This is a genomic window from Actinomycetospora cinnamomea (genome assembly GCF_003096675.1).
GTDB classification, from domain to species: Bacteria; Actinomycetota; Actinomycetes; order Mycobacteriales; family Pseudonocardiaceae; genus Actinomycetospora; species Actinomycetospora cinnamomea.
Window position 1 is genome coordinate 105702 of record NZ_QEKW01000003.1, and the last position, 18416, is coordinate 124117.

General features: G+C 74.3%; 17 protein-coding genes. 2 read left to right on the plus strand and 15 right to left on the minus strand.

Annotation, left to right across the window (positions count from 1 at the left end; all coding sequences use genetic code 11):
• Positions 1 to 36: 36 nt before the first annotated feature.
• Positions 37 to 576, plus strand: coding sequence for a DUF488 domain-containing protein (locus C8D89_RS07460; protein ID WP_116707488.1), 540 nt, complete (start codon positions 37 to 39; stop codon positions 574 to 576).
• A 12-nt stretch (positions 577 to 588) separates the two neighbouring features.
• On the opposite strand, the gene C8D89_RS07465 is transcribed toward C8D89_RS07460, so the two are convergent.
• The 6 genes from C8D89_RS07465 to gap all read right to left on the minus strand — a co-directional run bounded on the left by C8D89_RS07465 (position 589) and on the right by gap (position 5778).
• Positions 589 to 1863 carry a TrpB-like pyridoxal phosphate-dependent enzyme gene (locus tag C8D89_RS07465; protein WP_116707489.1) on the minus strand — a complete coding sequence of 425 codons (1275 nt, stop codon included), beginning with the start codon at positions 1861 to 1863 and terminating at the stop codon, positions 589 to 591.
• 14 nt (positions 1864 to 1877) lie between these two features.
• Positions 1878 to 2222 (minus strand): RNA polymerase-binding protein RbpA, encoded by a 345-nt coding sequence (locus C8D89_RS07470; protein ID WP_116707490.1) that lies wholly within the window; start codon positions 2220 to 2222, stop codon positions 1878 to 1880.
• Between the two features lie 54 nt (positions 2223 to 2276).
• Positions 2277 to 2513: a preprotein translocase subunit SecG gene (gene secG, locus C8D89_RS07475; protein ID WP_116707491.1), complete on the minus strand. Its 237-nt coding sequence runs from the start codon at positions 2511 to 2513 to the stop codon at positions 2277 to 2279.
• Positions 2514 to 2738: 225 nt separating this feature from the next.
• The gene (gene tpiA / locus C8D89_RS07480) at positions 2739 to 3527 is read right to left on the minus strand and encodes a triose-phosphate isomerase (RefSeq protein WP_116707492.1); all 789 of its coding nucleotides are present in this window, start codon (positions 3525 to 3527) and stop codon (positions 2739 to 2741) included.
• Positions 3527 to 4762: a phosphoglycerate kinase gene (locus tag C8D89_RS07485; RefSeq protein ID WP_116707493.1), complete on the minus strand. Its 1236-nt coding sequence runs from the start codon at positions 4760 to 4762 to the stop codon at positions 3527 to 3529. The genes tpiA and C8D89_RS07485 overlap by 1 nt, the downstream gene beginning before the upstream one ends.
• Positions 4762 to 5778: a type I glyceraldehyde-3-phosphate dehydrogenase gene (gene gap, locus C8D89_RS07490; RefSeq protein ID WP_116707494.1), complete on the minus strand. Its 1017-nt coding sequence runs from the start codon at positions 5776 to 5778 to the stop codon at positions 4762 to 4764. Before gap ends, C8D89_RS07485 begins: the two co-directional genes overlap by 1 nt.
• A gap of 243 nt (positions 5779 to 6021) precedes the next feature.
• On the opposite strand from gap, the gene C8D89_RS07495 reads away from it, so the two are divergent.
• On the plus strand, positions 6022 to 7395 hold the full coding sequence (locus tag C8D89_RS07495) for an MFS transporter (protein ID WP_116707495.1): 1374 nt from the start codon (positions 6022 to 6024) through the stop codon (positions 7393 to 7395).
• Here the strand turns inward: C8D89_RS07495 and whiA are convergent.
• From whiA to C8D89_RS07540, 9 genes are all read right to left on the minus strand, one after another.
• Positions 7361 to 8350 carry a DNA-binding protein WhiA gene (gene whiA, locus C8D89_RS07500; protein ID WP_116707496.1) on the minus strand — a complete coding sequence of 330 codons (990 nt, stop codon included), beginning with the start codon at positions 8348 to 8350 and terminating at the stop codon, positions 7361 to 7363. The two genes, C8D89_RS07495 and whiA, sit on opposite strands and share 35 nt — an antisense overlap.
• Entirely contained in the window at positions 8341 to 9432 is a 1092-nt protein-coding gene (locus C8D89_RS07505) for a gluconeogenesis factor YvcK family protein (RefSeq protein WP_279323360.1), read from the minus strand. Before C8D89_RS07505 ends, whiA begins: the two co-directional genes overlap by 10 nt.
• Positions 9429 to 10289, minus strand: coding sequence for an RNase adapter RapZ (gene rapZ, locus C8D89_RS07510; protein ID WP_207787134.1), 861 nt, complete (start codon positions 10287 to 10289; stop codon positions 9429 to 9431). Before rapZ ends, C8D89_RS07505 begins: the two co-directional genes overlap by 4 nt.
• A gap of 38 nt (positions 10290 to 10327) precedes the next feature.
• The gene (gene uvrC / locus C8D89_RS07515) at positions 10328 to 12385 is read right to left on the minus strand and encodes an excinuclease ABC subunit UvrC (RefSeq protein ID WP_116707498.1); all 2058 of its coding nucleotides are present in this window, start codon (positions 12383 to 12385) and stop codon (positions 10328 to 10330) included.
• Between the two features lie 120 nt (positions 12386 to 12505).
• Positions 12506 to 13042 (minus strand): MarR family winged helix-turn-helix transcriptional regulator, encoded by a 537-nt coding sequence (locus C8D89_RS07520; protein WP_116707499.1) that lies wholly within the window; start codon positions 13040 to 13042, stop codon positions 12506 to 12508.
• A 202-nt stretch (positions 13043 to 13244) separates the two neighbouring features.
• On the minus strand, positions 13245 to 13538 hold the full coding sequence (locus tag C8D89_RS07525) for a hypothetical protein (RefSeq protein ID WP_133251838.1): 294 nt from the start codon (positions 13536 to 13538) through the stop codon (positions 13245 to 13247).
• Positions 13539 to 13762: 224 nt separating this feature from the next.
• Entirely contained in the window at positions 13763 to 14497 is a 735-nt protein-coding gene (locus C8D89_RS07530) for a PIG-L deacetylase family protein (protein WP_243417933.1), read from the minus strand.
• Between the two features lie 10 nt (positions 14498 to 14507).
• On the minus strand, positions 14508 to 15350 hold the full coding sequence (locus C8D89_RS07535) for an SWIM zinc finger family protein (RefSeq protein ID WP_116707501.1): 843 nt from the start codon (positions 15348 to 15350) through the stop codon (positions 14508 to 14510).
• Complete coding sequence (locus tag C8D89_RS07540; RefSeq protein WP_116707502.1) at positions 15340 to 18411, minus strand: DEAD/DEAH box helicase; 3072 nt, start codon at positions 18409 to 18411, stop codon at positions 15340 to 15342. Before C8D89_RS07540 ends, C8D89_RS07535 begins: the two co-directional genes overlap by 11 nt.
• Positions 18412 to 18416 lie beyond the last annotated feature (5 nt).

Genomic DNA, 18416 nt, shown 5'->3' on the forward strand with positions numbered 1-18416 from the left:
GCCGCGCGGTGACGACGCCCGGGGTACCCCTCCGCCGTGGACACGCTCTGGACCGTCGGGCACGGCACGCTCGACGGCCCGGGCCTCGCGCGGCTCGTGGCCGGCGCCGGGGTGGCCGCGGTCGTCGACGTCCGCCGCTACCCGGGCAGCCGCCGGGACCCTTCGGTGGCGCGCGAGGCCCTGGGCCCGACGCTGCGCAAGCACGGCGTGGACTACCGCTGGGAGGAGCGCCTGGGCGGGCGGCGGTCGGTCCCGCGGGACTCGCCCGACACCGCCCTGCGCAACGCCGCGTTCGCCGGCTACGCCGCCCACATGCGCACCCCGGCGTTCACCGCCGCCGTCGACGCGCTGCTCGCCGCCGACGAGCCCACCGCGATCCTGTGCTCGGAGTCGGTGTGGTGGCGCTGCCACCGCCGCCTCGTCGCCGACCACGTGACGCTGGTGCGCGGGGTGCCCGTCCGCCACCTCATGCACGACGGGCGCACCCCGGAGCACCGACCCACCGACGGAGTGCGGCGGGCCGGGGAGCAGCTCGTCTACGACGACGGGCAGGAGCCGCTCCCCGGCACCGGGTGAGCAGGGCTCGGCTCAGGGCTCGTCGACGAGTTGCCCGCCGAGGTACTCCTCGTACGCGGCGAGGTCGAGCAGGCCGTGGCCGCAGTAGTTGAACAGGATGACGCGGTCCTCGCCCTTCTCGGCCGCGTCGCGCGCCTCCTGGATCACCGAGGCGATGCCGTGGCCGGCCTCGGGCGCCGGGACCTTCCCCTCGACGCGGGCGAACAGCACGTTCGCCTCGAAGACCGCCCGCTGGCGGTGCGCCACGGCCTCCATGCGGCCCTCGTGGACCAGCTTGGAGATGATCGGCGAGTCGCCGTGGTAGCGCAGCCCGCCCGCGTGGATGCCGGGCGGCACGAAGTCGTGGCCGAGCGTGTACATGTTCATCAGGGGCGTGAACCCCGCGGTGTCGCCGTAGTCGTACTCATAGCGGCCCCGGGTCAGGGTCGGGCACGACGCCGGCTCGGCGGCGAGCAGGCGCACCGAGGCGTCCGGCAGGAACGGCAGCGCGATGCCGCCGAGGTTCGACCCGCCGCCGCACGGCGCGATCACGACGTCGGGGCGGGTCTCCCCCGCGGCTGCGAGCTGCTGCTGGGCCTCGAGCCCGATCACCGTCTGGTGCAGCAGCACGTGGTTGAGCACCGAGCCCAGCGCGTAGTGGGTGTCCTCGCGGCCGACGGCGTCACGGACCGCGTCGGAGATCGCCGCGCCCAGCGAGCCCGGGTGCGAGGGGTCGTCGATCGGCGACGGCACGACCGTGCCGCCCCAGGTCTCCATGATGACCTTGCGGTAGGGCTTCTGCTCGAAACTCTTGCGCACCATGTAGACCGCGCACTCGAGGCCGTACTGCGCGCACGCGAACGACAGCGCCGTTCCCCACTGGCCCGCACCGGTCTCGGTGGTCAGGCGCGTGATGCCCTCGCGGGCGTTGTAGAACGCCTGCGGCACCGCGGAGTTCGGCTTGTGCGACCCGGCCGGCGAGACCGACTCGTCCTTGAAGTAGATCCGCGCGGGCGTGCCCAGCGCGGCCTCGAGCCGCCGGGCGCGCACCAGCGGCGTGGGCCGCCACAGGCGCAGGACGTCGAGGACCTCGCCCGGGATGTCGATCCACGGGTCGGCCGACATCTCCTGGCCGATCAGCTCCTGGGCGAACAGCGGCGCGAGGTCGTCGGGGCCGACGGGCTCGCGGGTCGCGGGGTGCAGTGGAGGGTCCAGCGGTGACGCCAGGTGGGGCGCCACGTTGAACCAGGCCGTGGGGATCTCGGACTGACCGAGCGAGAATCGTGTGTCGACTGCCGGGGCCACCATGGCCCGGCATCGTGTCAGCTCTCGCCGCGCTTCGCGCGGAGCTTCGCCAGCGCCTCGTCGAGCAGGGCCTCACCGTCGGCGTCGGAGCGGCGCTCCTTCACGTAGGCCAGGTGGGTCTTGTACGGCTCGGTGCGCTTGGCCGGCGGCGGGTTCTTCTCGTCGGTGTTGGCCGGCAGGCCGCAGCGCGGGCAGTCCCAGCTGGTGGGGATCTCGGCGTCGACGGCGAACGACGGGCGGGTCTCGTGGCCGTTCGAGCACCAGAACGACACCACGGTGCGCGCCGCGCTCTCCCCGCGCTCGGACTCCCCCATGGGGCCCGACCCCACCCGGGTGCCTCGGATCGCGTTGCCAGTCGCCATCGCCGGAGTACCTCCGCGTCCAGGGGCGGCCCGGCACTCGGCCCGGGCCGCCCGTCAGCCTTCGATCTTGACGAGCAGCCCCGTGCCGACGATGGAGATCAGCCAGATGGCACCCACGAACAGGGTGAGCCGGTCGAGGTTCTTCTCGACGACGCTCGACCCGGCGAGGCTCGACTGGACCCCGCCGCCGAACAGCGACGACAACCCGCCGCCCCGCCCGCGGTGCAGGAGCACCAGCAGCACCAGCAGCACGCTGGACGCGATGAGCAGGATGTCGAGGAACAGTCGCATGTCGGTGTCCGTGACCTCCGGGTGCCGACCCCGTCCGGGCCGGACGGGGCTCTGACCGCCCCGCCGTGCGGGATCGGTGCGTATGGGGCACGATACCCCGCTCCTGCGACGTCCCCGTAACGCCCCGGCGTTCCGTGATCTCCGGCCGGGCGTACGCGGTGCGCACACGGATGAGGGTGTGCGTGCTTTCCCGTGCTCCAGCACGGGAAAGCACGCACGAGCCCGTCAGGGCAAAGGGCCGCCGGCGGCGAGGGCGCACAGCTCGGCGAAGCCCTCCGGGTTCAGGCTCGCCCCGCCGACCAGGGCGCCGTCGACGTCGTCGGACTTCACGAGGTCCGCGACGTTGTCCGACTTCACCGAGCCGCCGTAGAGGATGCGCACGCCGTCGGCGACCGGGCCGCCGTGGACCTCGCGCAGCCGCTCGCGCAGCGCGTGGCAGACCTCCTGGGCGTCGGACACCCCGGCGGTCTTCCCGGTGCCGATCGCCCACACCGGTTCGTAGGCCAGCACGATCTTCGCGACGTCGTCGGCGGCCAGGCCCTCGAGGGCTCCGTCGAGCTGGGCGGTGCAGTACCGCACGTGGTCGCCGGCCTCGCGGACGTCCTCGCCCTCCCCCAGGCACAGGATCGGGGTCAGGCCGTGGCGCAGCGCCGCCCGCACCTTGCGGTTGACCAGGGCGTCGTCCTCGCCGTGGATCGTGCGGCGCTCGGAGTGCCCGACCACCACCCACGTGCAGCCGAGCTTGGCGAGCATCGCCCCGGACACGTCGCCGGTGAACGCCCCGGAGTCCTCGGGCGAGAGGTCCTGGCCGCCGTAGGTGATCGGCATGGCGTCGGCGTCGACGAGCGTCTGCACGCTGCGCAGGTCGGTGAACGGCGGCAGCACGGCCACGTCGACCACGTCGTAGTACTTGCCCGGCAGGGCGAAGGCGAGCTTCTGGGTGACGCCGATGGCCTCGAGGTGGTTGAGGTTCATCTTCCAGTTGCCCGCGATGAGGGGCTTCCGCGCGGCCATCAGGTCCCCTCGCCGGGGCGAGCGGAGTGACGGGAGGGCTCCAGGACGGCGATGCCCGGCAGGACGTGGCCCTCGAGGAACTCCAGCGACGCGCCGCCGCCGGTCGAGATGTGGCCGAAGCGGCCCTCGTCGAGGCCCGCCGCGCGGATCGCCGACGCCGAGTCGCCGCCGCCGATGACGCTGAACGCGCTCGACGCCGCGACGGCCTCGGCGACCCCGGTGGTGCCCGCCGCGAACGGGGCCATCTCGAACACGCCCATGGGCCCGTTCCAGAACACCGTGGCCGCGCCGTCGAGCGCGGCGCCGAACGCCGACACCGTCTCGGGGCCCACGTCGAGGCCCATCCAACCCTCGGGCATGTCCGACACCGACACCGTTCGGGTGTCGGCGTCGGCGGAGAACTCCGAGGCGACGACGACGTCGGTGGGCAGCACGAGGGTGTCCGCGTAGCGGCCCAGCAGGTCCTTGCAGGTGTCGACCTGGTCGGACTCCAGCTTCGACCCGCCCACGTCGTAGCCCTGCGCGGCGAGGAACGTGAAGCACATCGCGCCGCCGACCAGCAGCTTGTCGACCTTCGGCAGCAGGTTCGACAGCACCCCGAGCTTGTCGGAGACCTTGGACCCGCCGAGGATCACGACGTAGGGCCGCTCGGGATCGCCGACGAGCCGGCGCAGCACCTCGGTCTCCCGGGCCACGAGGTCGCCGCCGTAGGCCGGGAGCTCGCGCGCGATCTCCACCACCGAGGCCTGCTCGCGGTGCACCACTCCGAAGCCGTCGGAGACGAACGCGCCCCCGGGCACCAGCGCGGCGATCTCGCCCGCCAGCTGCGCCCGCTCGTCGGCGTCGCCGGTCTCGCGGGCGTCGCAGCGCACGTTGGCCAGCATGGCCACGCCACCCGGGCGCAGCGCCTCGGCGACCCGTCGGGCCGACTCGCCCACCACGTCCTTGGCGAGCAGCACCCGCTCGTCGAGCAGCTGGCCGAGCCCCGCCGCCACCGGCGACAGGCTCTCGACCGGGTCACGGCCCGGCGGCGGGCCACCCTTCGGCCGGCCGAGGTGCGCCGTGACGACCACCTTGGCCCCGGCCTCCCGCAGCCGGGTGATGGTCGGCAACGCGGCCCGGATGCGGCCGTCGTCGGTGATCGTGTAGCCGTCGAGGGGAACGTTGAGGTCGGACCGGACCAGCACGAACCGGTCCCGCACCCCCTCCGCGACGAGGTCGTCGAGGGTCCGCATCAGAGCTTCGAGCCGACGAGGGTGGTCAGGTCGACGACGCGGTTGGAGTAGCCCCACTCGTTGTCGTACCAGCCCACGATCTTCACGGTCCGGTTGCCGAGCACCTTGGTCATCCCGGCGTCGAAGGTGCACGACGCGGCCTCGCCGACGATGTCGGTGGAGACGATCGGGTCCTCGGTGTAGACCAGGACGTCCTTCAGCTCGCCCTCGGCGGCCTTCCGGAACGCCTCGTTGACCTGCTCGACGGTGACGTCGGTGTTCAGCGTCGCGGTGAGGTCGGTGACCGAGCCGTCGTTGACCGGCACCCGGTAGGCCAGGCCGTTGAGCCGGCCCTCCAGCTCGGGCAGCGCCAGCGCGGTGGCCTGGGCGGCACCGGTGGTGGTCGGGATGATGTTGGACGCGGCGGCGCGGGCGCGGCGCAGGTCCTTGTGCGGGGCGTCGTGGATCCGCTGGTCGCCGGTGTAGGCGTGGATCGTCGACATGAAGCCGGTCTCGAGCCCGAACGCGTCGTGCAGCACCTTGATCATCGGCGCGACGCAGTTCGTGGTGCACGAGGCGTTGGACAGGATGTTCTGGCTGCCGTCGTAGGCCGAGTCGTTGATGCCCATGACGACCGTGAGGTCCTCGCCCTTGGCCGGGGCGGAGATGACGACCTTCTTCGCGCCGGCCTTGAGGTGCTTGGACGCCGAGTCGGCGTCGGTGAAGATCCCGGAGGACTCGATGACGACGTCGACGCCGAGGTCGCCCCAGGGCAGGTTCGCCGGGTCCTTCTCGGCGAGCGCCTTGATCGTCTGTCCGTTGACGACGAGGGCGTCGTCGGAGACCTCGATGGTGCCGTCGAAGCGGCCGTGCACCGAGTCGTAGCGCAGCAGGTGCGCCAGCGTCTTGTTGTCGGTGATGTCGTTGACCGCGAGCACCTCGATGTCGGCGGTGCCCGCCGCGCGCTGCACCTCGAGCGCGCGGAACACGTTGCGTCCGATACGACCGAACCCGTTGATCCCGATGCGGACCGTCACTGCGCCTCGCCCTGCCTCTCGTGCGTCGGTCGTCTCGCCGGGGAACACCCGCGCCGCGCTGCGCTCGAGTGACGACGTTCCCCGTGGGGGCGCCACCCTAACGGTCGCGGACGCCCCAGCCCTCCCGCTCGTGGGCGACACCTCCTCGGGACGTCGTCACCACCCGCCCGGTCCGTGCGAATGGCCCGATCCGCGAGCGGGCACTCTCCCTTCACACGTGCTTCACGGCGTGAGGAGCAGGTCATGGCGGAGGAAGCGGGACGTCTCGACGAACGCTCGATCCGGAAGGTCGCGGCCATCAGCGCGGTGGGCTCGACCATCGAGTGGTACGACTTCTTCATCTTCGGGACGGCCGCCGCGCTGGTCTTCCCGGACCTGTTCTTCCCGGAGGCGAGTCCGACCGCCGGGGCGCTGCTGACCTTCAGCGTCTTCGGCGTCGCGTTCCTCGCCCGCCCGCTCGGCGGCGTGGTGTGGGGCCACTTCGGCGATCGCGTGGGCCGCAAGAAGGCCTTCCTCACGGCGCTCTTCACCATGGCGGTCGGCACCACCCTCATCGGTGTCCTGCCGACCTACGCCACCATCGGGATCGCGGCACCGATCATCCTGACCGTCCTGCGGTTCGTGCAGGGCCTCGCCGTCGGCGGGCAGTGGGGTGGCGCGGTCCTCCTGGCCACCGAGTTCGCGCCTCGCCACCGGCGAGGGTTCTACGGCAGCTTCGCGCAGGTCGGGGTCCCGCTGGGCGTGATCTTCGGACAGGTCCTGTTCATCGTCCTGGCGTCGCAGACGGCGCCGGAGACGTTCGCCGCCTGGGGCTGGCGCGTCCCGTTCCTGGTCTCGGTGCTGCTCATCGGGGTCGCCGTCTACGCCCAGAAGAAGCTCGAGGACACCCCGGCCTTCCGCCACCTGCAGGAGCTGCGCGCCCAGCAGGCCGAGCAGGCCGGCACCGCGGCGCCCCAGCGCGGTTCCTCGCCGATCGTCGAGGCGTTCCGCCGGTTCCCCCGCCAGATCCTGCTGGGCGCGGGCGCGTTCATCGTCGTCAACGCCACGTTCTACATCTACATCGTCTACATCCTCGACTACGCGACCGAGGACCTGGGGCTGTCCACCACCACCGTGCTGGTGGCGATCCTCATCGCCTCGATCGTCCAGATCGCCGCACTCCCGGCCTTCGCGGCCCTGTCGGACCGGATCGGGCGGCGACGCACCTACCTGTTCGGGGCGCTCGCGACCGCGGTGTGGGCCATCCCGTTCTTCCTGCTCATCGACACCGCCTCGCCGGTCGCGCTGGCCATCGCGCTCGTCGTGGCCCAGCTCGCCCTGTCGATGATGTACGGGCCACAGGCCGCGTTCTTCTCGGAGATGTTCAGCGCGCAGGTGCGCTACAGCGGCGCGTCCCTCGGCTACCAGATCGGTGCGGCGCTGGGCGGCGGGTTCTCGCCGGTGATCGCCACCGCCCTGCTCGCCGCGACCGGCACGACGATGGCGATCTCGGTCTACATGATCGTGCTGGCGCTGGTCGCGGTCGCCTGCGTCTGGGCCCTCACCGAGACCTATCAGAACGCCATGGAGGACGACGAGACGGTCAGCGGTCGGCCATCTCCGACATCTCCTCGGTGACCACCGACGAGGTGTCGGGCACGCGCATGTCCTTGGCCTTCTTGTCGGCCATGGCCAGCAGACGCCGGATGCGCCCGGCCACCGCGTCCTTGGTCATCGGCGGTTCGGCGAGCTGGCCCAGCTCCTCCAGCGAGGCCTGCTCGTGCTCCACCCGCAGGCGCCCGGCCTGCACCAGGTGGTCGGGGACCTCGTCGCCGAGCAGCTCCAGCGCCCGGTTGACCCGCGCCGAGGCCGTGACCGCGGCCTTGACCGAGCGGCGCAGGTTCGCATCGTCGAAGTTCGCCAGGCGGTTGGCCGTCGCGCGCACCTCGCGGCGCATGCGGCGCTCCTCCCAGGCCAGCACCGAGGTGTGCGCGCCGAGGCGGGTCAGCAGCGCGCCGATGGCGTCGCCGTCGCGCACGACCACCCGGTCGGCGCCGCGGACCTCGCGGGCCTTGGCCACCACGCCGAGCCGTCGGGCGGCGCCGACCAGCGCCATCGCGGCCTCCATGCCCGGGCAGGTGATCTCCAGCGCCGAGCTGCGGCCGGGCTCGGTGAGCGAGCCGTGGGCGAGGAACGCCCCGCGCCACGCGGCCTCGGCGTCGCACACGCCGCCGGAGACGACCTGCGGCGGCAGCCCCCGCACCGGGCGGCCCCGCGGGTCGAGCAGACCGGTCTGGCGCGCGAGCGAGTCGCCGTCGGCGGCCACCCGGACGACGTAGCGCGTGCCCTTGCGCAGGCCGCCCTGCGAGAGCACGTGGACCTCGGGGTTGTGCCCGTACAGGTCGTGGATCTCCCCGCGCAGGCGGCGGGCCCCGGCACCGGTGTCGAGCTCGGCCTCGACGACGACGCGGCCGCCGACGATGTGCAGCCCGCCGCCGAAGCGCAGCAGGGCCGCCACCTCGGCGCGGCGGCAGCACGTCTTGGTCACCGCGAGCCGGCTGAGCTCGTCCTTGACCGCTGCGGTCATGGCCACCTTCGGTCCTCCTCCTGGTGCGGGCGGGCGGGGTCGGGGCCGCCATCGATGGTCGTGCCCGTGCCGCCGGACCGGGCCGCGACACCCGAGGGCTCGCGGTGCTCCATCCGGTGGTGTGCGGCGTCGGCCAGGGCCTCGGCGAGCGCCTCGGGGTCGTGGCGGGCGCTGCCGTCGGGCGTCCCGACCGTGGTCAGCAGGGTCTCCGCGCCGAACGCCTCCGCGCCGCGGCGCAGACGGTCGGGCTCGGGGACCGCGGCGGTGTCGGCGACGACGACGTCGAGGCGCAGCCGGGGGGCGTGCGCGGCCAGCACCTCGAGGTGCTGCTCGGGCGAGAACCCGGCGGTCTCGCCGGGCTGCGGCGCCAGGTTGAGGACGAGGACGCGCCGCGCCTCGCTCTCGTTCAGCGCGGTGAACAGCTCGGGGACCAGCAGGTGCGGCAGCACACTCGAGAACCACGAGCCCGGCCCGAGCGTGATGACGTCGGCACGGCGCAGGGCGTCGCACGCCTCGGGGCAGGCCTTCGGCCGGCGGGGGTCGAGGCGCACCTGCTGCACGCGCCCGGGCGTCGTGGCCACGGCGACCTGACCACGGATGCGGTGCGCGACGTCGCGGCCCTCGTCACCGCCGGCGGGACCGCGGATGCCGGTCACGTCGGCCTCGATGTCCACCGGGTGCGTGCTCATCGGCAGCACCCGCCCGCGCACCCCCAGGAGGTGGCAGGCCTGGTCGAGCGCGGCCACCGGGTCGTCGAGGACCTCCAGCAGGCCGGCGAGCACGAGGTTCCCGACCGCGTGCCCCGCCAGCGCCCCGTGCCCGCCGAAGCGGTGCTCGAACAGCCGCTGCCACAGCGTGTTCTCCGGGCCCGGGTGCTCCTGGCCGGCCAGCGCGCCCAGGGCCATGCGCAGGTCGCCCAGCGGCAGCATGTCCAGCTCGCGACGGATCCGCCCCGAGGAGCCGCCGTCGTCGGCGACCACCACGACCGCGGTGATGTCGTCGGTCAGCCGCCGCAGCGCCGTGAGCGTGGCGTGCAGGCCGTGGCCGCCGCCGAGCGCCACCGCCCGCAGCGGTCGAGCCCCGGTCACTCGCGCCCCACGTCGCGGTGCGACACCGTCACCCGCACGCCGTCCGTGCCCTCCATGCGCCGGGCGAGCTCCTCGGCGATGGCGACGCTGCGGTGCTTGCCGCCGGTGCAGCCCACCGCGACCGTCAGGTAGCGCTTGCCCTCGCGGCGGTAGCCCGCACCGACCAGGCGCAGCAGCTCGAGGTAACGCTCGAGGAACTCCTCCGCGCCCTCCTGGGAGAGCACGTAGTCGCGCACCTCGGCCTCGCGGCCGTCGTGCTCGCGCAGCTCGGGGATCCAGTGCGGGTTGGGCAGGAAGCGCATGTCCACGACGAGGTCGGCGTCCGGCGGCAGCCCGTGCTTGTAGCCGAACGAGACCACCGTGACGCTGTGCCCGACGTCGGCCGACGTGTCGGCGAACGCGCTCTCGATGGCCGCGCGCAGCTGGTGCACCGAGCGGTTCGACGTGTCGACGACGAGGTCGGCCTGGTCGTGCAGCGGGGCGAGCAGCTCGCGCTCCGCGGCGATGCCGTCGACCAGGCGCCCGTCGCCCTGCAGCGGGTGCGAGCGGCGGTTGGCCTCGAAGCGGCGGATGAGCACGGCGTCGGAGGCGTCGAGGAACACCACGCGCGGCCGGTGGCCCCGCGCGTCCAGCTCCTTGATCACCGCACCCAGATCGGCGGTGAACGCGCGGCTGCGCACGTCCATCACCACGGCGATGCTCGTGACCTGCCCCGACGAGCGCGCGCCGAGGTCCACCATCGTCTCGATCAGCTCGGGCGGCAGGTTGTCCACGACGAACCAGCCGAGGTCCTCGAGGACCTTCGCCGCCGTGCTGCGACCGGCCCCCGAGAGCCCGGACACGATCGCCACCTCGATGCCGCCCGAGCGCGGCCTCGGCGGCTCGGTGCGTCCCGTCACGTGCTCCCCCCGTCCTGCAGGGCCGCCAGCACGGCCTCCGCGGTGCGCCGGCCGACGCCGGGCACCTCCATGACGTCCTCCACCGACGCCGCCCGTAGCTTGTGCACGGAGCCGAAGTGCTTGAGCAGGGCGGTGCGCCGGGCCTCGCCCAGTCCCGGCACGCCGTCGAGCGCCGACGCCGTCATCCGCGTCGAGCGCTTCTGACGGTGGTAGGTGATCGCGAAGCGGTGCGCCTCGTCGCGCACGCGCTGCAGCAGGTAGAGCGCCTCGCTGGTGCGCGGCAGGATCGCCGGGTCGTCCTCGCCGGGCAGCCAGACCTCCTCGAGGCGTTTGGCCAGCCCCACGACGGCGACGTCGGTGATGCCCAGCTCGCCGAGCACCTCGGCGGCCGCGGCCACCTGGGGCGCGCCACCGTCGACGACCAGCAGGTTCGGCGGGTAGGCGAACTTCCGCGGGCGGCCGGTGGTCGGGTCGATGCCGCGCCTGAACTGCTCCTGGGCGAGCGGCCCGTCGGTGGGGGCCACCTCGCCGGTCGCCGGCGCCCCCCTATCGGCGTGCTCCCCTGTCAAGGTCTCCCCGGCGCACGCGGTGTCGGTGTGGTCGGGGCCGTCCTCGGCGGTCTCGCGCAGGTAGCGCGCGAAGCGGCGTCGCACCACCTCGGCGATCGCCGCGACGTCGCCGCCCTCGGCGCCGCCTCGGATGGAGTAGCGCCGGTAGTCCGACTTCTTCGGCAGCCCGTCCTCGAAGACGACGAGGCTCGCGACCACGTCGGAGCCCTGGACGTGCGAGACATCGGTGCACTCGATGCGCAGCGGCGCCGTGTCGAGTCCCAGCTGCTCCTGCAGCTCCTCCAGCGCCGCGCTGCGGGCGGTGAGGTCGCCGGCGCGCCGCAGCTTGTGCCGCGTGAGCTCCTCGGCGGCGTTGCGCTCGACGGTCTCGGCGAGCGTGCGCTTGTCGCCGCGCTGGGCCACGCGCAGCGAGACCCGGGAGCCCCGCAGGTCCGAGAGCCATTGGGTGAGCGCGGCCGCGTCGGCCGGCATCGCGGGCACGAGCACCTCGCGCGGCACCGGCTGCACCGCGTCGTCGGCGGAGCCGGCCAGCGCGGCCTGCTCGCCGTAGAACTGAGTGAGGAACTGGCCGACGAGGTCGGGCACGGTGCTGTCCGCCCCGTCGTTCGGCTCGGTCTCGACCACCCAGCCGCGCTGCCCGCGCACCCGCCCGCCGCGGACGTGGAAGACCTGGACCGCGGCCTCGAGCTCGTCGGTGGCGAAGGCGACGACGTCGGCGTCGGTGCCGTCGCCGAGCACGACGGCCTGCTTCTCGACGACGCGCTTGAGCGCGCCGGCGTCGTCGCGCAGCCTCGCGGCGCGCTCGAAGTCCATCTCGGCCGCCGCGACCTGCATGTCCTTCTCGATGCGACCGATGAGCTGGTCGGTGTGCCCAGCGAGGAAGTCGCAGAAATCGTCGACGATCTTGCGATGCTGCTCCGCATCGACCCGCCCGACACAGGGCGCCGAGCACTTGTCGATGTAGCCGAGCATGCACGGCCGTCCGATCTGCCCGTGCCGCTTGAACACCCCGCCCGAGCACTGGCGGGCCGGGAACACCCGGGTCAGCAGCTTGACCGTCTCGCGGATGGCCCAGGCGTGCGCGTAGGGCCCGAAGTACCGCACGCCCTTGCGGCGCGGACCGCGGTAGACCCGCAGCTGGGGGTACTCCTCGTTCAGCGTCACCGCGAGCACCGGGTAGGTCTTGTCGTCCCGGTAGCGGACGTTGAACCGCGGGTCGAACTCCTTGATCCAGTTGTACTCGAGCTGGAGGGCCTCGACCTCGGTGTGCACCACGGTCCACTGCACCGCCGCGGCGGTGGTGACCATGCGCCGCGTGCGGGGGTGCAGTCCGGCCACGTCGGCGAAGTAGGAGTTGAGCCGGCTGCGCAGGCTCTTGGCCTTGCCGACGTAGATGACCCGCCCGTTCTCGTCCGAGAACCGGTACACCCCGGGCGCCTCGGGAATGCTCCCCGGGGCGGGTCGGTACGTCTGCGGATCGGCCATGGTGGACCCCAGCGTAGGCGCGTCCGTCCGGCGGCTCGGCGTGCACCCGGACGGGTGGTTCCGGCGTGTCGCGCGGTGTGTCGCTGGCGTGTCGCGGCGTGTCGTTCCCGCGCCGCACCGTCACCGTCGAGCCCGGCGGGCCCGCCGTGCCGCGTCCTCCCGCACGGTCCGCACGAGGGTCAGGTCGCCGGCACGCTCGTGCAGCGCGTCGCACATCACCGCGATCCACCGGCCGACCACCCGCAGCTCGTCGTCGGTGAACGCGTACTGGCGGGCGACGAGGTCCCGGGTCAGGCCACGCCAGGGCGCGGTCTCCCCCGGCGGTGCGACGGCGGCCACCATGACCCGTCGCCGGTCGTCGGGGTCCTTCCACCGCACGACGCGACCCGTGGCCACGAGCCGGTCGACGACCGCCGTCGTGGCCGCCCGCGACAGGCCCAGCCGCTCGGCGACCGCCGTCATCGCCATCGCCCGCGGGCGGTCCACGAGCTGCAGGCAGGCGAGCTCGACCTCGCGCAGCCCGAGGAGCCGGGTCAGCTCGCGGTGGTGGCGCCGGAGCGCGCCGGCGAGCCGGTCGACCAGGGCCGTCGCCGGCCACCGTCGCTCGGCCTCCCGCAGCTCCCCCGTCAGCTCCCCGTCCGCGGACCCGTCCTCCACGGTCGGTGACGGTACGGACGCGGAGGTGCGGCCGGTGGCGGTTCGGGAGAAGCCGTCACGGCCTCGGAGAATGCTTCGGGAAGCGAAGACAATTCCGTCGGGGTCCGGGCCTGCCGGCCCGCGGGCGGACCCGAACAGGCCCGTGAAACGCTTCGGGAACCGGAGCGTCCGCGCAGGAGGACCGGCCCGCCGGAGGGCCCGGCTACGGCGTCACGTCGACCTGCGGCGCCGGGTCACCCGGGCGACGGCCCAGCACGTCGGTGACGAAGGCCTCGAGGTCGGTGGGCTCGCCCGCGGCGTCGAGTCGCGGGTGCTCGCGACGCCCGGCCGCCGCGTCCTCGACCGCGTCCTCCAGCAGGGCCCGCTCGTCGGAGCCGACCACGAGGTAACCGCGCAGCGAGCCGTGCCACGGCCGGCGCCACTCGAGGTAGGTCAGGTCCGTGCCGTCGATGTCCTGCAGGGCCACGCGGTTGCCGAGCCAGCGGATGTCGCTCATGGGGGTCTCCTTCACGACCGGGGAGCAGCGCCGGCGGGTGGACGACCTCCCGGAGGTGGGGCGGGCGACCTGTCCGGCGCGGGAGGGACCACACCCGCGCCAGGACGGCGGCGGGCGTATCCCGCGTCGGGGGCGACGTCGTCCCCACGTACGTCCCAGGGTCGGCGCTCCGACACGGCGCGTAAACCCCGGGTGGCGTCGCGTCGCTCACGCCGTGGCGGCGGTCACCGGGTGTCGAGCACCAGGTAGCCCTCGGCGAGGCGCTCGGCCCCGAAGCCGGCTGCCTTGGCCTGGGAGCGGCCCCAGCCCCACATGCGCCCGCGGAGGTCGTCCATGTGCGCGGTCTGGCTCTTGTGCGCCTGCAGGGCGGCGACCTTGCGGTCGAAGGCGTCGGTGGTGTCGACGTAGTGGTCGGCGCCCTCGCCCACGTGGCTGATCCAGACCTCGGAGACCGTGTGCGCCGCCAGACCCTCCTCGGCGAGCAGCTCCGGGTGCGCGAACGGGTTGCGGGCGTCGGGGTAGACCGCGCACATCGCCGCCTCGCCGACCGCGGTGTGGTCGGGGTGGCTGCCGTACATGGAGCGCAGGTTGCGGGTCGGCGACTGCGTCACCACGCGGTCCGGGCGGACCCGGCGGATGACGCGGGCCAGGTCGCGGCGCAGCTCGTGGGTGACGGCGAGGCGCCCGTCGGGCCAGCCGAGGAAGTGCAGGTCGCTCACCCCGAGGATGTCGGCGGCGGCCCCCTGCTCCTCGCGGCGCAGCGCCGCCATCTCCGGGCGACTGATGCCCTCGTCGTAACCGCCGGCGTCGCCGTCGGTGACCAGGCAGTACTCGACGCGGTGGCCCTCGCCGGTCCACGTGGCGACGGAGCCGCCGCTGCCGAAGTCGATGTCGTCGGGGTGGGCGACGATCAAGAGGATCGTCAGCTGCTCGGTGGGGTCGGGCTGCTCGGGCTCCACGCCGGTGAACCTACCCGTCCGGCTCGGCGAGGCGCCGGTAGAGCGGGCGGAGCACGTCCCGCACGTCCACCCCGCCGTCGAGGGGCAGCGGCGGCAGCTCGTCCAGCAGGGCCTCCGGCGCGGGGCCCCGTCGCGCCGGGCGCACCGGCTCCGGGATCGGCACGCAGGGCCGGTGGAAGCGGTCGAGCAGGTCCTCGAGGGCGGTGGGCGTGCCGGCGCCGGCGTCGCGCCGGTCGCGCAGGGCGGCCAGCAGCGTGGCCCGGTCGCGGCCGCGCCAGCGCAGCAGGGCGAACGGGTCGACGTCGAACTCCTCGGCGGCCAGGTAGGCGACGGCCGCGAGGTGCTTGCAGAGCACCGACCAGTCCGGGCACGAGCAGTCCATCGGCAGCTCTGCCGAACCCTGGGGGAACAGCGAGAGCCCGACGCGCGCGAGGACGTCCTCGAGGTCGTCGGGCACCTCCCCGGCGAGCAGCGCCGCGGCGTACCAGGAGTCGGCGGCGAGCGCGTCGAGCACGGCCTCCCACGCCTCGTCGGCGAACGGGCGCAGGCCGATCCGCGCGCGGTAGGGCTCGTCGCGGCTGCCCTGGACGGTCGCGGTGATCGCGCCCGGCTCGATGGCGAGGTCCGTGACCTGCCCGGCGCGGGCGTAGGTCTTGCCGCGGTCGAGGCGTCCGCCGACCCCGAGCGCGGTGAGCACGGCCAGGAACCGCCCGGACCACCACGACTCCCCGATCGCGCCGCGGCGGCTGCGGGCGACGATGCCGTCCTCCACGGGCTTGCGCTTGCCGTGGTCGGCGTAGCTCTCGGGGAACCTCTCCGAGAACCGGGGTCCCGAGCGGTGCTCACGCACCATCGTCGTCGGCCTCCTCCGGATCCTCGTCGGCCTCGTCGGGCTCGCTGTCCAGGCTCAGCACGCGGGCGAGCTCGTCGGTCGACAGGTCGCCGAGCCAGTCCTCCCCGTCGCGCACCGCGAGATCGGCCAGCGCCCGCTTGCCGGCGATGAGGTCGTCGATGCGCTCCTCCAGCGTGCCCGCGCAGACGAGCTTGCGGACGCCGACCGTACGGCGCTGCCCGATGCGGAAGGCGCGGTCGGTGGCCTGGTCCTCGACCGCCGGGTTCCACCAGCGGTCGAGGTGCACGACGTGCTGGGCGGCAGTCAGCGTGAGGCCCGTGCCGCCCGCGCGCAGCGAGAGCACGAACAGCGGCGGGCCCCCTCCCGACCCTTCCTGGCCACCGCGCTGGAAGCGCTCGACCATGGTGTCCCGGGCGCGCCGCGAGACCCCGCCGTGGAGCCAGGCGACCTCGGTGTCGAAGCGGGCGGCCAGGTGCGGGGCGAGCATGTCGCCGAACGCCGCGAACTGCGTGAACAGCAGCGCCCGCTCCCCCGCCGCCAGGACCTCGGCGAGGATCTCCTCGAGCCGCGCGATCTTCCCCGAGCGCCGGCCCACCGGGGAACCGTCGTGCAGGAGCAGGGCGGGGTGGTCGCAGACCTGCTTGAGCTTGGTCATCGCCGCGAGCACCCGGCCGCGCCGCTCGATGCCGGGCTGCACGTCGTCGATCTTCTCGAGCACCTGGTCGACGACGACCCGGTAGAGCGAGGCCTGCTCGGTGGTCAGCCCGCAGCGCTCGACGGTCTCGATCTTCTCGGGGAGGTCGTCGACGACCGTGGGGTCGGTCTTGAGCCGGCGCAGCAGGAACGGGCGGGTGCGTCGGCGCAGGTCGTCGGCGACGTCGGTGCGGCCGTGGCGCTCGACGGGCACGGCGTAGCGCTCGCGGAAGGTGGACACGCTGCCGAGCAGGCCGGGATTGACCGCGTCCATGATCGACCAGAGCTCGGCGAGCCGGTTCTCCACCGGGGTGCCGGTGAGCGCGAGGCGGTGCCCGGCGTCGAGGCGGCGGACCGCCTTCGCGCCGCGCGAGCGGTTGTTCTTCACCATCTGGGCCTCGTCGAGCACGACCCGGTGCCACGCGAGCCCGCTCAGCGCGTCGCTGTCGCGCACGAGCGTGCCGTAGGAGGTGACGACGAGGTCGGCCCCGTCGAACTCGCGGCCCGCGGCCGCGCCCGGGTCGCCGCGCCCGGCGCCGTGGTGGACCGCGACGCGCAGGTGGGGCACGAACCGCTCGGCCTCGCGCCGCCACGTGGAGACCACGGAGGTGGGGCAGACGAGCAGCGTCGGGCCGGGCGAGCCGTCGGCCCGCTCGTGCGCCTCCAGCGCCAGGACCTGCAAGGTCTTGCCCAGGCCCATGTCGTCGGCGAGCACCCCGCCGAGCCCGAGCCGGGCGAGGAACGCCAGCCACGAGAGCCCGCGGCGCTGGTAGGGGCGCAGGGTGGCGTGCACGCCCGGCGGGGTGTCGAGGGGCTCGAGCGCCGCGCCGCCGGCGAGGAGGTCGCCGAGCGGGCCGTCGAGGCGCAGCGAGTCCACGGGCAGCGGTGCGGGCACGTCGTCGGGGTGGGTGACGGCGAGGTGCAGCACGTCGCCGACGCTCGGGTGGTCGCTGCCCGCTCCGCGCTCGGCGAGGAACGCCAGCCCGTCCCGCAGCCGCTCCGGGTCGACCGCCACCCAGCGCCCGCGCAGGCGCACCAGCGGCGCCTTGGCCCGCACGAGCGCGTCCATCTCGGCATCCGACAGGGGCTCGCCCTCGACGGTGAGCCGCCAGGAGAAGTCGACGAGGTCGTCCTTGCCGATCCGGGCGCCGGTCGCGACGACGCCCTCCGGGCCTTCCGCGTGCCCCGCTCCGGCGAGCCCGAGACGCGCCGGGCCCGCGCGCCAGCCGGCGGGCAGGAGCACCCCGAAGCCGGCGCGGTCGAGGTCGCCGGCGACGTGGGCGAGGAAGTGGTGGGCGCCGGCGAGGTCGAGGTCCAGGCCCGTGGGCCGCGGGACGCGCAGCGCGTCGCCGATCTCGGGGTAGATGCGGGCGGCCCGGCCGAGCTCGCCGAGCAGCAGCTCAGCCGGGTCGTCGAGCCAGCGGCGCAGCGCCGTGGGGTCGCGCCAGACCGCCTCGGCGTCGACGGTGAGGCTCGGGTCCTGGGCGGACTGCAGGGCGAAGGTCAGCCGGAACACCGGCTCCGGGTCGTCGAGGGCGTGCAGGAACCCGTCGACGACGACCTCGTCAAGCCGGAACGACGCCCGCGCGGGCCCGGCGTGCGGGGCGCCGACCACGGCCCAGCGCCGCAGCCCGGCCACGAGGGCGTCGGGCGGTGACGCCGGGCCCAGGACCGGTTCGTCGCCCAGGGCGTGCGCCCAGTCGGGGGCGGCGGCGAGCTCGGGCGAGCCGGTGAGGCGCGCGCGGGCGTGGGCGTCGACGGCGGCGGCGAGGGCGGCCTCGACGACCGCGGTGGCGGCCGGGGTGTCCTCGCCGGGCACCCGCTCGCACCGGCAGACCGGTGGCAGCGCCGCCGCCAGCGTGTCGGCGGCGACGAGGTCCGGGCCCTGCAGCACGGGCCTCCAGGTCAGGCCGCGCAGGTCCCCGTCGTCCGCCGGAGCCGGCAGGAGACGCCCGCGGGTGACGAGGTCGGCGGCGAGGGCGTCGACCGCGCGGAGGTGATCGACCGACGCGCTCGCGCGGGTCCGGGCGGGCGGCGCGGGCGGGGGCGCGCCGGGGGCGAGCTCGAGGACCGGCACGCTCCAGTCGGCGAGCACCGGGTCGTCACCCTCCGGCCACGACTCGTCGCGCACCAGGGCCTCGGAGTCCCGCGGACCGTCGGGGTCCGAGGGCAGGGCGAGCACGGCGATACCCGTCGGCGTGCCCGGCGCCAGGCCCCACGCCGCCGCCAGCCGCTCGGCCGGCACCGCGAACGGGTGCGGCCGGGCGCCGCGGCGGGCACGGCTGGTGCTGCGCACCGGCAGGTCCGGGTTCTCGGCCCACAGGCAGACGCCGCGACCCGGCGACCAGAGGGCGTGCAGGGCGAGCACGCGGC